Origin of the sequence: Alishewanella sp. WH16-1, from assembly GCF_001441695.1 — a bacterium.
Lineage (GTDB): Bacteria > Pseudomonadota > Gammaproteobacteria > Enterobacterales > Alteromonadaceae > Alishewanella > Alishewanella agri.
In genome coordinates this window covers 125,292-138,485 of record NZ_LCWL01000101.1, presented here as the reverse complement: position 1 = coordinate 138,485, position 13,194 = coordinate 125,292, and the positions used below count along the sequence as shown (strand labels likewise).

The following is a 13,194-nucleotide window of genomic DNA, read 5'->3' as shown; positions in this document are numbered from 1 at the left end:
ATCCCGCCTCCTACTCGATCCGGATTTTGCCGGCAAAGCAGGTATGCTTTAACTCAAGCTGTGCTATAACCAAACTTTGGCAATAATTAAGACGTAAGCTTTTTGCTAAATTAAGCGGTGCTGATGGAGGAATACGATGTTGATGCGCTTGGTGGTGTTTACGGCGTTAATGCTGTTGGCTGGCTGTGGTGGCTCAGACAGCCAGCCGGTTGCTCCTGGTAATGCGGAGCTTTGTCAGCAAACTAGTATCAACGCCCGGATAGGTTGTGAGCTCAGCCGTAATTATTTGTGGTACCGGGAGCTACGCAATCCGGCGCCAGACAGCTTCAGTAATCCGCAAGACTATTTTTATGCCAGTCTGGCAGCGCGGGACAATTACAGTTTTATGTTAACCGAACAGGAATATCAAGATCGCTTTATTAATGCGGTATTTTTCGGTTTTGGCTTTGCCAGCCAGCGTGCTGATAACGCTTCGGCGCTACAGGTGATCTATGTTTACCCACAAAGCCCCGCCGCTGAACAAGGATTAAAACGCGGTGACAAAATCGTCACTATTGAGGGGATCAGCGTCAGTGAATGGCTGAGCGGCTTTGACAGTGGTCGTTATAGTAGTGAAGACATTTATGGCCCAAATCAGGCCGGAGTGGTGCGTAATTTTGTTTGGCGACAGCCTGATGGTGTTGAGCAGCGGGCGGATCTGGTAAAGAGCCGGGTGTCGACCAATACCGTGTTGCATCGTTCCGTGCAGCAACTGGCAGCGCGCAAAGTTGGTTATCTGGTGTTTAATAGTTTTATCGAGCTGTCCGAAACAGAGCTGGAGCAAGCCTTCGCGTATTTTAATCAGCAACAGATTGACGAGTTAATTTTGGATTTGCGCTATAACGGCGGCGGACTGATCCGGGTGGCAAATCAGTTAAGTTCGCATATTGCCTATCCGCAGCTGCAAGGCAAAGTGTTTGTGAAATACCGCTATAATGATAAAAATACTGCCAGTAACAACACGGTATTGTTCTCACCTGGTCAGGGGCGCACCCTGTTAAATCTGTCACGGGTCTTGGTGTTAACTACTCCCGGCAGCTGCTCGTCGAGTGAATTGGTCATTAACTCCCTCAGTCCTTTTATCGATGTCATTCAGATTGGTGAGCGTACCTGTGGTAAGCCGGTGGGGCAGATTCCGACACCTGTTGGCAATTTCCGTTTATTTGCGATCAATTTTCAAACCGTTAATGCGTTGGACTTTGGCGACTACTTTAATGGTCTGACACCAAATTGTGCCATTACGCCAGCTGTAGTGGGTGATTGGGGTGTACCTAATGATCCCTTATATGCGGCAGCGGTTGATTACATTCAGCTTGGCCGCTGTCCGGCAGTGAGTTTAGCCAGCGCGTCGGCGGAACCAAGTGGCCTGCTGCAGCAAACTGCCATTGCCGTACGTAATCAACCCAGCTGGCGGTTTTATAATGAGCAGTAAGCTGGCGCAAAATTTGCTTAGATTTTCCAGACCCAACCTTAACAACGGTAATCTGACGCTATGCGAAAATCTTCAGCTCTGACAGCACTCATCACCTTGCTGCTGATTCCGGTATTATCAGCGCAGGAGCTGCAACCGGTAGAGTTATATACTCAGGATGAACTGCTGAAAATGATTCGGGTAAATAGTCATTTACAGCGGGTTAAGGCCGATGAATGTCAGCTGGTGCAGGATATCGAAGCCCGGGCTGAGATCATGAAGCTACCATCTTACCAGTTTTTGTTTGGCGATATGCTGGCCTATGGTGTCTGTGTACCGCGCGATGTTGAGCGTGGCTGGGACTTTATGTTGCAGGCAGCATCTCAGGGATTACCGGAGGGGCTGGAACAAATTGGCCGCTATTATCATATTGGCCGTTTTGTGCAGCAGGATCTGGCGAAAGCGATTATCTATTTACGCGAAGCGGCGGCGATGGGTAATTTAAAGGCGCAGCTGCGGCTGGCGGAAATTCTGGTCGCAGGGCAAGGTAGTCCAAACGATTTCGAGCAAGCTTATCGCTGGTTACATCATAGCATTACCGCAGATCAGGCAACTCATGCTAAAATCAACCGCCTGAAAAAACAGCTGGCAGACAAGATGCCAGCACGGGTAGTGGCGAATGCCGAACGCCCTGTCAGATGAAATTCATCTCATTTTCTCTGCGGGGTGTTACACTGAATAGTATCAAAAGGAAACAAAAGTTTAATTAATGACGGTAAATGATCCGCATCTTGCGCGTGAGCAAGAAAAATACGACAACCCTATCCCCAGCCGCGAGTTTATTCTCGAGCACATCGAAAAACGGCAACAGCCGGCCTACTTTGAAGAACTGGTAAGCGAACTTGGTCTGAATGACGATGAGGCGATCTTTGCGCTGAAAAAGCGCTTACGTGCTATGGAGCGCGATGGCCAGCTGCTGTTTACCAAAAGTAAGCGCTATGGGTTAGTCGATCACATGGATTTAGTCAAAGGCACGGTGATGGGTCATCGTGAGGGCTTTGGCTTTTTAAAATTAGAACAAGGCGGGCCAGACTGGTATCTGCCGTTCCATGAAATGCAGCGTTTGCTGCCAGGCGATAAGGTGCTGGCGACCGCTGCCAGCGTGAAAAGCAAAGATAAGATCGAAGCGCGGGTGGTGCGGGTATTAGAGCCGCGCAGCGAAGCCATTGTCGGCCGTTATTATAAAGACCATGCGCTTTGCGTTGTAGTGCCCGATGATGCGCGGATCTGCCAGGATATTATTGTGCCTGAAGGTGAGCAGGGTGCGGCCCGCCATGGTCAGGTGGTATTAGTAGAAATTACGCAGCGGCCATCGAAGCGGGTGAACGCCATGGGGCGGGTGGTCGAAGTACTGGGCGAGCATATGGCGCCCGGGATGGAAATCGAAGTGGCGATCCGAAATCATCAGATCCCGCACGTCTTTTCCGATGCGGTGATTCAGCAAGTCGCGAAATTTGGCGAAGAGGTACCTGCTGCGGCTAAACAGGGGCGGGTTGATTTGACGCAGTTACCTTTGGTGACTATCGACGGTGAAGATGCCCGTGACTTTGACGATGCGGTCTATGCCGAAGCCAAAGAGAACGGTGGCTGGAAGCTGTGGGTGGCCATAGCCGACGTCAGTGCTTATGTGCAATTTGGTACGCCTTTGGATCACAGTGCGCTGGAGCGCGGGAATTCGGTGTACTTCCCGGACCATGTGGTACCCATGCTGCCTGAGGCCTTGTCGAATGGCCTGTGCTCATTAAATCCGCACGTTGACCGCTTATGCTTTGTCGCTGAAATGCATATCAGTGCGCACGGCAAGCTGGAAAGCTATCAGTTTTATGAAGCGGTGATGCATTCAGCGGCGCGCTTTACCTATAACAAGGTGCATGCCATTTTACAGGGCGATCCTAAGCTACGGCAGGAATATGCCGCCCAGCTAACCAACCTGGAAACCCTGTACAGCCTGTATAAAAAACTGGCGAAAGTACGGGCACAGCGTGGCGCCATTGAATTTGAAACCGTGGAAACCCGTTTTATCTTTAACAGCCACCGCAAGATTGAACAGATTGTGCCGGTGCACCGCAACGAGGCGCATAAGATCATTGAAGAATGCATGATTATGGCCAACGTGGCGGCGGCACGCTTTATTGAGAAGCATGAAGCTCATGCCTTATTCCGCGTACACGAGCGGCCGGATGGCGATCGCTTTGCTAACTTTAAACGCTTTTTAGCTGAGCTGGGTATTGAAGCCAATCTGTCAGATGAGCCGACACCGTTGGAGCTGACTGAGGTGCTGGCGCGTTTATCCGATCGTCCCGACCGCGAACTGATTGAAACCACGATGTTGCGCTCGATGAAACAAGCGGTATATCAGGGTGATAATCAGGGACACTTTGGTTTGGCGCTGGAAGCCTATGCCCACTTTACCTCGCCAATTCGCCGCTATCCGGATCTGGTGCTGCACCGGGCCATTAAAGCTATTCTGGCGAAACAAGGTCAGCAGGTTACCGGTCCGAAAGCCTATATTGAAAAAGATATGGCGCCACTCGGTGAGCAGTGCTCGATGACGGAGCGGCGGGCCGATGATGCGACCCGTGAAGTCGCCGACTGGCTAAAATGTGAATATATGCAGGATCACCTGGGCTCAGAGTTTCCTGGGGTGGTGTCAACCGTCACCAATTTCGGGCTCTTTGTCAGACTGAGTGACTTGTATATTGAAGGTTTGGTGCATGTCACCTCGCTGCAGAATGACTATTACCGCTTTGATACCGAACGGCAAATTCTGACCGGTGAGCACTCAGGTGTCAGTTACCGGATGGGCGATGCGGTGACCGTGAAAGTGGTGGCGGTGAATCTGGAAGCGCGGAAAATTGATCTGGTACTGGTGGGCGAAGCTCGCACCCAGGTGTCTGGCCGGCAGATTAAAGCCAGTAAAAATGCCGCTTTTGAAGAAAAACTGGCGCGGCAAGCTGGCAAAACTGCGCCGGCCAAGGCGGGCAAAGCAACCAAAGCAGGCAAAACCACCAAAGCAGCCAAAGCCCCGGCAGGTAAAAAGCCTGCTGCGCCCAAAGCAAAGAAATCCAAGAGTCGCCGCTAATCCGGCGCTCTGTAATTCACTACAGGTAAGCTATGAGTAATGATCTGGTATTTGGCCTGCACGCGGTCGAAGCCTTATTAAAACGCGCGCCACAGGATGTGCTGGAAATTTTCGCGTTAAAAGACCGCGACGACAAACGGATGCAGCCATTGTTGCAGCAAGCGCGGCAACACGGCATTTCGGTGCAATTTTGTAATCGTAAAACATTAGATGAGATGGTCGGCGGTCAGCATCAGGGTATTGTTGCCAAAGCACGGTTAAGCAGCAGTGGTAACGAAGCTGATTTAGCCGCTATTGTGGAAGCACAAAGCAAGCCTTTGCTGTTAGTACTGGATGGCGTTACCGATCCGCATAACCTGGGTGCCATTTTGCGTAGCGCAGATGCGGCTGGCGTACATGCGGTCATAGCACCAAAAGATCGTTCGGTAAAATTAACATCAGTAGTACGTAAAGTGGCCTGCGGTGCCGCCGAGTCGGTGCCCTTTATCACGGTAACGAATCTGGCGCGCACGTTGCGCCAATTACAGCAAGCAGGGGTTTGGGTAGTAGGTACTGCCGGTGAAACTGAAACCCTGGTCTACCAGGCCGATTTAACTGGGCCTTTAGCGCTGGTATTAGGCGCCGAAGGCGAGGGCTTACGGCGTCTGACCCGGGAAACCTGTGATGCGCTGGTGAAAATCCCGATGTTTGGCTCGGTGTCGAGTTTGAACGTTTCGGTTGCTACTGGCATTTGCTTATTTGAAGCAGTACGGCAACGGCAGCAGCTTTAACTGGCCCGCCACCCTCTGACTGTGGGTGCTTGCGCCGCCGAAACTTTCATGTTAATTTCGGGTAAATTTTTAGCTGGAAGCCCTGAATTAAATAGTGGAGGTTGCGTATGATTAGTAAAAAATCATTAACAATGTCATTGCTGTCACTTTCCGTGATAACGCTGACGGCGTGTGGCGGTGGTGGTTCCGGTGGCTCTACCGGTGGTGGTGGCGGTTCTGGCAATACCACGCCTACCGCTCCAACCTGGGTTGCAGGCCAGTTCCCGGCCGAAAGCACCTTAAAGAATTTCTGTCAAACGCCGCGTACCGGTACCGACCCTTTTAATAGTAATCGCCCCTATCCGGATCGTGCCGGTACGGCCATGCACGAAAAAATGTGGCTACGTTCCTGGACTAATAATACTTATCTTTGGTATCGCGAAGTGGTTGATCGTGATCCGGCACCCTACAGTGTGGCTCAGTATTTTAATCTGCTTAAAACAGAACAGCTGACCGACTCAGGCACGCCGAAAGATAATTTCCACTTTACTGAGAACACCGCTGAATACCAGCAACAAACGCAAGCCGGCGTATCAGCTGGCTATGGTATTCGTTGGTCTTTTGGTCGTAACACCCCACCACGTGAACTGACGATTGCTTACACCGAGCCAAACTCACCGGCAGCCAATGCCGGGTTGTTACGGGGTGATAAGTTGCTGAGTGTGAATGGCGTTGACTTTGTTAATGATAATACCCAAGCCGGTGTTGACCTGCTTAATCGCGCACTTTTCCCGTCAGCTACCGGCCAGCGCTTTGACTTTGTGTTTGAATCGGCTGCGGGTGCACGTAAAGCGGTAAGTATGACATCGGCTAATGTGGCTGCGTCGCCGGTGCAAAATGTCAGAGTGTTGGATACCTTTGCCGGTAAGGTGGGTTACGTGCAATTTAACAGTCATATTGCGCTGGCACAGCAGCAATTGATTAGCGCAGTAAACCAGTTCGCGGATGCCAATATTGACGAGTTGGTGATTGATTTACGCTATAACGGCGGTGGTTTGCTAGCCTTGGCATCTCAGCTCGGTTATATGGTAACGGGTCCGAATATTATTCAGGATAGCTTCTTTGAACGGACTATCTTTAATGATAAATATCCGAATACCAACCCGGTTACCGGTCAGACATTGTCTCCGGTGCCGTTTTATTCGAAAGTCATTGATTATGAAGCAGGGCGCCTGACTGACACTGATTTGCCGTCATTAAATCTAAGCCGGGTCTTTATCTTAAGTACCGGGAACACCTGCTCTGCCAGTGAAGCCTTTATCAATGGTTTGCGCGGGATTGATGTTGAGGTGATCCTGATTGGCGATCAAACCTGTGGTAAGCCTTATGGTTTTTATCCGACTGACAACTGTGGTACGACTTACTTCACCATCCAGTTTACCGGCGTAAATGCCAAAGGTTTTGGTGAATATGCCGACGGCTTTATTCCAAAAACCAATCCGGTGTTCCAGGCTGATGTGAAAGGCTGTCCACTGGCGGATGACTTCAGCAAACAGCTGGGCGATCCTGCCGAACGTTTACTTGGCGCGGCGGTTTATTATGCGCAGAATGATCGCTGCCCGATGGTTGAAGCAGGCAGTGCTGGGTTTGGTAGCTTACAAATGTCTGATAATAACGCCCGGGTTGATGATGAAGCTGCTGGTAAAATGCGCTTGTTAGACCCTCGTTATCAGGACATTTTGTTTAATAATAAGCTGATGACTGAACTGCAGCCGGCGGAGGGTAACCCGTGAAAGCGATAACCATCTTGACCTTGGGCAGTATGTTGTTACTGACCGGCTGTCAAAGTGGTGCAGCGGCAGAGCCGGCTGTGTTAGTGGCTGGTGGCGCTGAAGTCCGCCAGCAACTGAACGATTTTATTACCAGTATTGTCGGTGGTAACACTGTGACCTTAGCCGATGATGTACTGCAACAGAGTCCGGAGCTGTTTATTGAGCAGCGAATGCCGCTCGATAGCCAAGGTCGCCCCTTGGACGGTCGTCACCAATTACCGTCCTATCGCTTTGTACTGGTTAAGGCGGGAGACAGCTGTATTTTACAGCATCCGGGTTCAGGCAAGAGTGTGCGGCTTAACGGTGCCCGTTGCCAGACTGTGGCACGTTAAAGTTGCTCACCCGGTGTATCTAATGTTCAGGCCAGCTTGCTGGCCTGAACTTTTTTTGTGCAATCTGCCGCTTTCACTTGTTATTTGCCAGCCAACTCCTTAAAATACGCGACCTTCGGCCATACACTCAACGTTCCTTGCCTTTATAAGAATCCGGCCGAGTTCCTCCGAGGCTTACTAACCGTAAGGAGCTACAATGCGTCATTACGAAATCGTTTTTATGGTTCACCCTGATCAGAGTGAACAAGTGCCTGGTATGATCGAGCGTTACACTGGCGCGATCAAAGAAGCGGGCGGTTCTATCCACCGTTTAGAAGATTGGGGTCGTCGTCAACTGGCTTACCCAATTCAAAAACTGCACAAAGCACACTATGTGCTGATGAACGTGGAAGCACCACAAAGCGTGATCGATGAGCTGGAAACTAACTTCCGCTACAACGATGCGGTATTACGTAACCTGATTATGCGCACTAATGGTGCCATCGTTGAGCCATCACCAATGGCTAAGGTACGTGAAGAGCGTCGTGAGCGTGCTCCTCGTGAAACTGAAGAGCAAGTAGCAAACGACGAGTAAGTTGTAAATGGACAATATCCTTGTGCTAAGCGGCGCCCTTTGCCGGCACCCTGAGCGCAGCGAGAGTCCGGCGGGGATCCCGCACACTGTGTTAACCCTGGAACATCGCAGCATGCAACAGGAGGCTGGCTTAAACCGCCAGGCTTATGTCCGGATGCAGGTGGTATTAAGTGGCACAGTGTTACAACAACACGCTCAGCATCTGACGTTGGGCAGCATGGTTCGGGTGAGTGGTTTTTTAAACCGGCACCAAAGCCGCAGTGGTCAGGCAAAACTGGTCCTGCATGCGCAACAGATTGAACAATTAAGTTAGGAGACAGACAAATGTCACGTTTTTTCCGTCGCCGTAAATTCTGCCGTTTTTCTGCAGAAGGCACTGTAGAGATTGATTACAAAGACACCGCCGTTCTGAAAAACTATGTTACAGAAAGTGGCAAGATCGTACCAAGCCGTATTACTGGCACCAGCGCTAAATACCAGCGTCAGTTAGCCCGCGCCATCAAACGCGCTCGTTACCTGGCTCTGTTACCATACAGCGACTCACACAGCTAATACAGAGGGGTATAGGCAATGCAAATTATTCTGTTAGACAAAGTCGCAAACCTGGGTGGTTTAGGTGACAATGTAACTGTTAAGTCTGGTTATGCCCGTAACTTCTTATTCCCACAGGGTAAAGCAGTTCCGGCTACTAAGGCTAACATCGAGAAATTCGAAGCCCGTCGTGCTGAATTAGAAGCCAAACTGGCTGCTGACTTAGCAGTAGCTAACGACCGTGCTGCTAAGGTTGCTGAACTGGCTCAGGTTACCATCGCTTCTAAAGCGGGTGACGAGGGTAAACTGTTCGGTTCTGTTGGTACTCGTGATATCGCTGATGCGATCACTGAAGCCGGCGTAGCGGTTTCTAAAGCAGAAGTGAAGTTACCAAACGGCACTTTACGTGAAACTGGCGAGTTCGAAATCGATCTGCAGTTACACGCAGAAGTGATTGCAACCATTAAGGTTGTGATCATCGCTGAAGCCTAATCATGGCTAAGACGCACTGCCGCCTGGCAGTGCGTTTGTTATTTTCCGCATCATCTGTTTTTCCTGTGTGCTTTTCCTTACTATCCATATCCTATTCAACTGCCAGTCAGTTGGTAGCGCATAAAATTTTATAAGCTTTAATTGGCTTTGGCGCAGTCGCGGGTTAGCATGACGCCATCAGCAAGTTTTTCCTGTGGTAGTAAAACGTGGCACAACAAAGTGTAAAAGATAAACAGGTTGCAGCAGTAAAGATGCCGCCGCATTCGATTGAAGCGGAGCAATCGGTGCTGGGTGGCCTGATGCTGGATAATGAAGCCTGGGACCGTGTTTCTGAAAAGGTAGTCGAGCATGATTTTTATCTGCGCTCGCACCGGCTGATTTTTAATGCGATGGCACGGCTGGCGGAAGGTAACCAGCCGATTGACCTGATCACCGTTTCCGAAGCGCTGGAAGCCAATCAACAGCTGGATGATATTGGCGGCTTTGCTTATTTGGGCGAAATTGCCAAAAACACCCCCAGCGCTGCCAATATTCTGGCCTATGCCGATATCGTGCGCGAACGCGCGGTAGTGCGGGATATGATTGGTGTTGCCCATGATATCGCTGACGCCGGCTACGATACGCAGGGCCGCACTGCGGCAGAGCTGCTGGACTTTGCCGAAACCAAAGTATTCAAGATTGCCGAGCAACGCGCCAAAGCCAATGAAGGGCCGGAGCCCATCAACAGCATCCTCGCCAAAACCATTGATAAGATCGATGCGCTGTATCGTTCACCGCAAAACGGTATCACCGGCGTGTCGACCGGCTATGTCGATCTGGACAAGATGACCAATGGTTTGCAGCCGTCGGACCTGATTATCGTCGCGGCGCGACCATCAATGGGTAAAACCACCTTTGCCATGAACCTGTGTGAACACGCGGCTATTACCAGCGATAAACCGGTACTGATTTTCAGCTTAGAGATGCCGTCAGACCAGATTATGATGCGGATGCTGGCCTCATTAGGCCGGATTAACCAGACCAAGGTGCGTACCGGCCAGCTGGAAGATGAAGATTGGGCGCGGTTGTCATCGGCGATAGAGCTTCTGAACAGCAAAGGCAAAATGTATATCGATGATGCCTCAGGCTTAACCCCTACCGAAGTGCGTTCGAGGGCAAGGCGAATTGCCCGCGAGCACGGTGGCTTAAGCATGATTATGGTCGACTATCTGCAGCTGATGACGGTACCCGGGATGAGCGAAAACCGCACCCTGGAGATCGCCGAAATTTCCCGCTCGTTAAAAGCCCTGGCAAAAGAATTGAAAGTGCCGGTAGTCGCGCTATCGCAGCTTAACCGTTCACTGGAACAACGCGCCGATAAGCGGCCGGTGAACTCTGACTTGCGGGAATCGGGTTCGATTGAACAGGATGCGGATTTGATTATGTTTATCTATCGTGATGAGGTCTACCACGAGGATACTGCAGATAAAGGTACGGCTGAAATTATTATCGGTAAGCAGCGGAACGGCCCAATTGGCCGGGTGCGGCTAACTTTCCACGGCCATTTCTCGCGCTTTGATAACTATGCCGGCAGTGCCCGTTTTGAGGATGAGTATTAATGAGTCGGCGGCCGGTCGCGCAGATCAATTTGCAGGCACTGCAACATAACCTAGCCCGGGTGCGGCAATTGGCACCACAGAGTCAGGTATTGGCGGTGTTAAAAGCGAATGCCTATGGCCATGGTTTGGTCAGGGTGGCACAAGCACTCAGTGATGCCGATGCCTTTGCGGTGGCACGAATAGACGAAGCCCTGGCGTTACGTACCGGCGGCATTGTGAAACCGATAGTGTTACTCGAGGGCTTTTATGAGGCCGCTGAGCTGCCGCTGTTACTGGCCAATAATCTGCAAACCGTGGTGCATAACGAACTACAACTACAGGCGCTGGAGCAAGCGGCACTGGATGGCCAGTTAAAGGTCTGGCTAAAGATCGATAGCGGTATGCACCGGCTGGGCATCGAGCCGGCGCAATTTGACGACTTTTACCGTCGCTTGTGGCAATGCAGCGCAGTGTTACCGGGGATCCGCCTGATGAGCCATTTTTGCTGTGCTGATGAGCCCGGCTCAGATCGTACCTTGCAGCAATTGGCGGTATTTACTGATCTTATTGCCGGTAAAGCAGAACAGCGTAGCTTGGCCAACTCAGCGGCGATTCTGGCCTTTCCGCAAAGCCATGCTGAGTGGGTAAGGCCTGGGCTGATGTTACACGGCATTTCGCCTTTTATTGACCAGATTGGCACTGCGCATCATTTACAGCCGGTAATGCGTCTGAGTAGTCGTCTGATTGCGTTGCGTAAGGTGCGGGCCGGTGAGCGGGTTGGCTATGGCGGGCATTGGCAGGCGGCTTGTGATACCACTGTTGGCGTAATTGCTGTCGGATACGGTGATGGCTATCCTCGGCATGCCTTCAATGGCACACCAGTGTGGTTAAATGGTCGCGAGGTGCCGTTGGCTGGCCGGGTATCAATGGATATGATTACCGTCGATCTTGGACCGAACGCACAGGACAAGCTTGGGGACGAGGCGGTGTTGTGGGGGCCGGAGCTAGCGATAGAGCGGGTGGCTGCCTGCGCAGCAACCATCCCTTATGAACTGTTATGTAATATTACGCCGCGGGTCGATTATCAGTATTTGTTATAAGCTGAGCCGCCACAGCAGGCGGCTATTTATCAAAGCTCACTTCGATATGGACTTTGCCAAACTCTGAGCTGAAAGGCATCAGAATAGTCGGGCCATCGCATTTATGGGTAATAGTATGGTTCTTCCCGGAGACTACGATTGGGGTCGCCATTGAAAATTCATAACCTTTTTCACCAAGGATCCGCTTGGCACCGCCAGTAACCATATTGGTGATTTCGCCCACCATATCGGTCACATCGGGGTTAATGCCGCTGGGGCGCTCACCCAGCATCCGGAACATAATTTCAATCGCGAGCTTTTCGTCAAAGCTGACCGAAAATGAGCCTTTCATAGTCGGTCCGACCATGCCGATTAAGCCGGACACATCACCTTGCGCCACCTCTTCTTTTTTTATACGCGGTTGACCAGGTACAATCTTGGTATTGGCCATAGTTGACAGCACATTCACCAACGAAGAAAGAAAAGGGTTTATGTATTCAACATTCATTTAAATGCCTATGGGTTTGAGAATCAACATACTGGCAACAGTCTTAAGCCTAGAAGTTTTTACTTTATAATACAAGAGCGAACAGCAGTTTGTGCGTTTAATTTCCACGACATTGCCGACAACTGCCCCGTGCTTCAATAGTTTGATGGTGAATATGAAACCCGAGCGCGGCGGCCTGCTTACTAAACTCGGTATGCAGGGTAGCAGAATGCAGTTCGGTTACGTTGCCGCACTTTTCACAGATCAGCAACTGTGCCGGATGATGTTTATCAAAATGCTGGCACAGCATAAAGGCATTACTGGATTCAATTTTGTGGATAAAGCCTTGTTCGGTTAAAAACTCCAGGGCGCGGTAAATGGTCGCAGGTTTAGCCGCAGGTTCGGTTTGTTTCAGTTGCTCCAACAGTTCATAGGCACCCTGACCACCATGATTCTCTGCCATCAGGCGAAACACTTTTTCCCGAATGCTGGTAAAGCGGGCACCATTTTGCTCGCAAATTGCTCGCGCCCTGGACACTAAACTCTCAGTTGACATTCCTGTACTCCCATCGGCAACCTTTCTGACGCAGTGTATCATATTGCCGGTTCTGCGCTAGTGTTGCCGGGGCATACCGATACGCTGCAACACAGGCGCAGATAGGGTATAATGCTGCGCTTTAGTAGTAGACGTTGAACCTAGAATGCCCAAATTACCGTCAAAAATGGCTGCTTTTGTGATGCCATTACTGTTATCGATATTGATGACCTTTATTGTGTCTCTGGTTAGTACTTTGAAAAGTCTGGGTCTGGAAGCCTTTACGGTACAAGGATGGCTTTCTGCCTGGGGGTTGTCCTGGTTGATTGCTTTTCCAACCTTACTGTTGGTACTGCCGCTGGTTAAAAAGCTGACCAGCTACCTGGTACACACCTAATTATTGAAAGGTCTGCT

Annotated in this window: 15 protein-coding genes; 13 read left to right on the top strand and 2 right to left on the bottom strand. The window is 50.7% G+C overall.

Annotated elements, in window-relative coordinates:
- Positions 1 to 136: 136 nt before the first annotated feature.
- The 12 genes from AAY72_RS10655 (at position 137) to alr (ending at position 11,779) form a co-directional block, all read left to right on the top strand.
- Positions 137 to 1,471 (top strand): S41 family peptidase, encoded by a 1,335-nt coding sequence (locus AAY72_RS10655; RefSeq protein WP_057787407.1) that lies wholly within the window; start codon positions 137 to 139, stop codon positions 1,469 to 1,471.
- 60 nt (positions 1,472 to 1,531) lie between these two features.
- Positions 1,532 to 2,152: a tetratricopeptide repeat protein gene (locus AAY72_RS10650; protein ID WP_008984463.1), complete on the top strand. Its 621-nt coding sequence runs from the start codon at positions 1,532 to 1,534 to the stop codon at positions 2,150 to 2,152.
- A gap of 67 nt (positions 2,153 to 2,219) precedes the next feature.
- Positions 2,220 to 4,592, top strand: a complete 2,373-nt coding sequence (gene rnr / locus AAY72_RS10645; RefSeq protein WP_057787405.1) for a ribonuclease R — start codon at positions 2,220 to 2,222, stop codon at positions 4,590 to 4,592.
- 32 nt (positions 4,593 to 4,624) lie between these two features.
- Entirely contained in the window at positions 4,625 to 5,362 is a 738-nt protein-coding gene (gene rlmB / locus AAY72_RS10640; RefSeq protein ID WP_057787403.1) for a 23S rRNA (guanosine(2251)-2'-O)-methyltransferase RlmB, read from the top strand.
- Between the two features lie 107 nt (positions 5,363 to 5,469).
- Positions 5,470 to 7,134: a S41 family peptidase gene (locus tag AAY72_RS10635; RefSeq protein WP_057787401.1), complete on the top strand. Its 1,665-nt coding sequence runs from the start codon at positions 5,470 to 5,472 to the stop codon at positions 7,132 to 7,134.
- A complete protein-coding gene (locus tag AAY72_RS10630) occupies positions 7,131 to 7,505 on the top strand; it encodes a hypothetical protein (protein ID WP_008984459.1) in 375 nt (124 codons plus the stop codon). The genes AAY72_RS10635 and AAY72_RS10630 overlap by 4 nt, the downstream gene beginning before the upstream one ends.
- A gap of 196 nt (positions 7,506 to 7,701) precedes the next feature.
- Positions 7,702 to 8,079: a 30S ribosomal protein S6 gene (gene rpsF / locus AAY72_RS10625; protein WP_008984458.1), complete on the top strand. Its 378-nt coding sequence runs from the start codon at positions 7,702 to 7,704 to the stop codon at positions 8,077 to 8,079.
- A gap of 7 nt (positions 8,080 to 8,086) precedes the next feature.
- A complete protein-coding gene (gene priB / locus AAY72_RS10620; RefSeq protein ID WP_040291688.1) occupies positions 8,087 to 8,392 on the top strand; it encodes a primosomal replication protein N in 306 nt (101 codons plus the stop codon).
- An 11-nt stretch (positions 8,393 to 8,403) separates the two neighbouring features.
- Complete coding sequence (gene rpsR / locus AAY72_RS10615; protein ID WP_008218940.1) at positions 8,404 to 8,631, top strand: 30S ribosomal protein S18; 228 nt, start codon at positions 8,404 to 8,406, stop codon at positions 8,629 to 8,631.
- Between the two features lie 18 nt (positions 8,632 to 8,649).
- Positions 8,650 to 9,102 carry a 50S ribosomal protein L9 gene (gene rplI / locus AAY72_RS10610; RefSeq protein WP_057787399.1) on the top strand — a complete coding sequence of 151 codons (453 nt, stop codon included), beginning with the start codon at positions 8,650 to 8,652 and terminating at the stop codon, positions 9,100 to 9,102.
- Between the two features lie 206 nt (positions 9,103 to 9,308).
- Positions 9,309 to 10,700, top strand: a complete 1,392-nt coding sequence (gene dnaB / locus AAY72_RS10605) for a replicative DNA helicase (protein ID WP_008984455.1) — start codon at positions 9,309 to 9,311, stop codon at positions 10,698 to 10,700.
- A complete protein-coding gene (alr, locus tag AAY72_RS10600; protein WP_008984454.1) occupies positions 10,700 to 11,779 on the top strand; it encodes an alanine racemase in 1,080 nt (359 codons plus the stop codon). Before dnaB ends, alr begins: the two co-directional genes overlap by 1 nt.
- Positions 11,780 to 11,801: 22 nt before the next feature.
- Here alr and AAY72_RS10595 read toward each other — a convergent pair whose 3' ends face one another.
- Positions 11,802 to 12,266 (bottom strand): chemotaxis protein CheX, encoded by a 465-nt coding sequence (locus tag AAY72_RS10595; protein WP_008984453.1) that lies wholly within the window; start codon positions 12,264 to 12,266, stop codon positions 11,802 to 11,804.
- Between the two features lie 97 nt (positions 12,267 to 12,363).
- A complete protein-coding gene (locus AAY72_RS10590; protein ID WP_008984452.1) occupies positions 12,364 to 12,801 on the bottom strand; it encodes a transcriptional repressor in 438 nt (145 codons plus the stop codon).
- Positions 12,802 to 12,946: 145 nt separating this feature from the next.
- Between AAY72_RS10590 and AAY72_RS10585 the strand changes: the two genes are divergently transcribed.
- Entirely contained in the window at positions 12,947 to 13,177 is a 231-nt protein-coding gene (locus AAY72_RS10585) for a DUF2798 domain-containing protein (RefSeq protein ID WP_008984451.1), read from the top strand.
- Positions 13,178 to 13,194 lie beyond the last annotated feature (17 nt).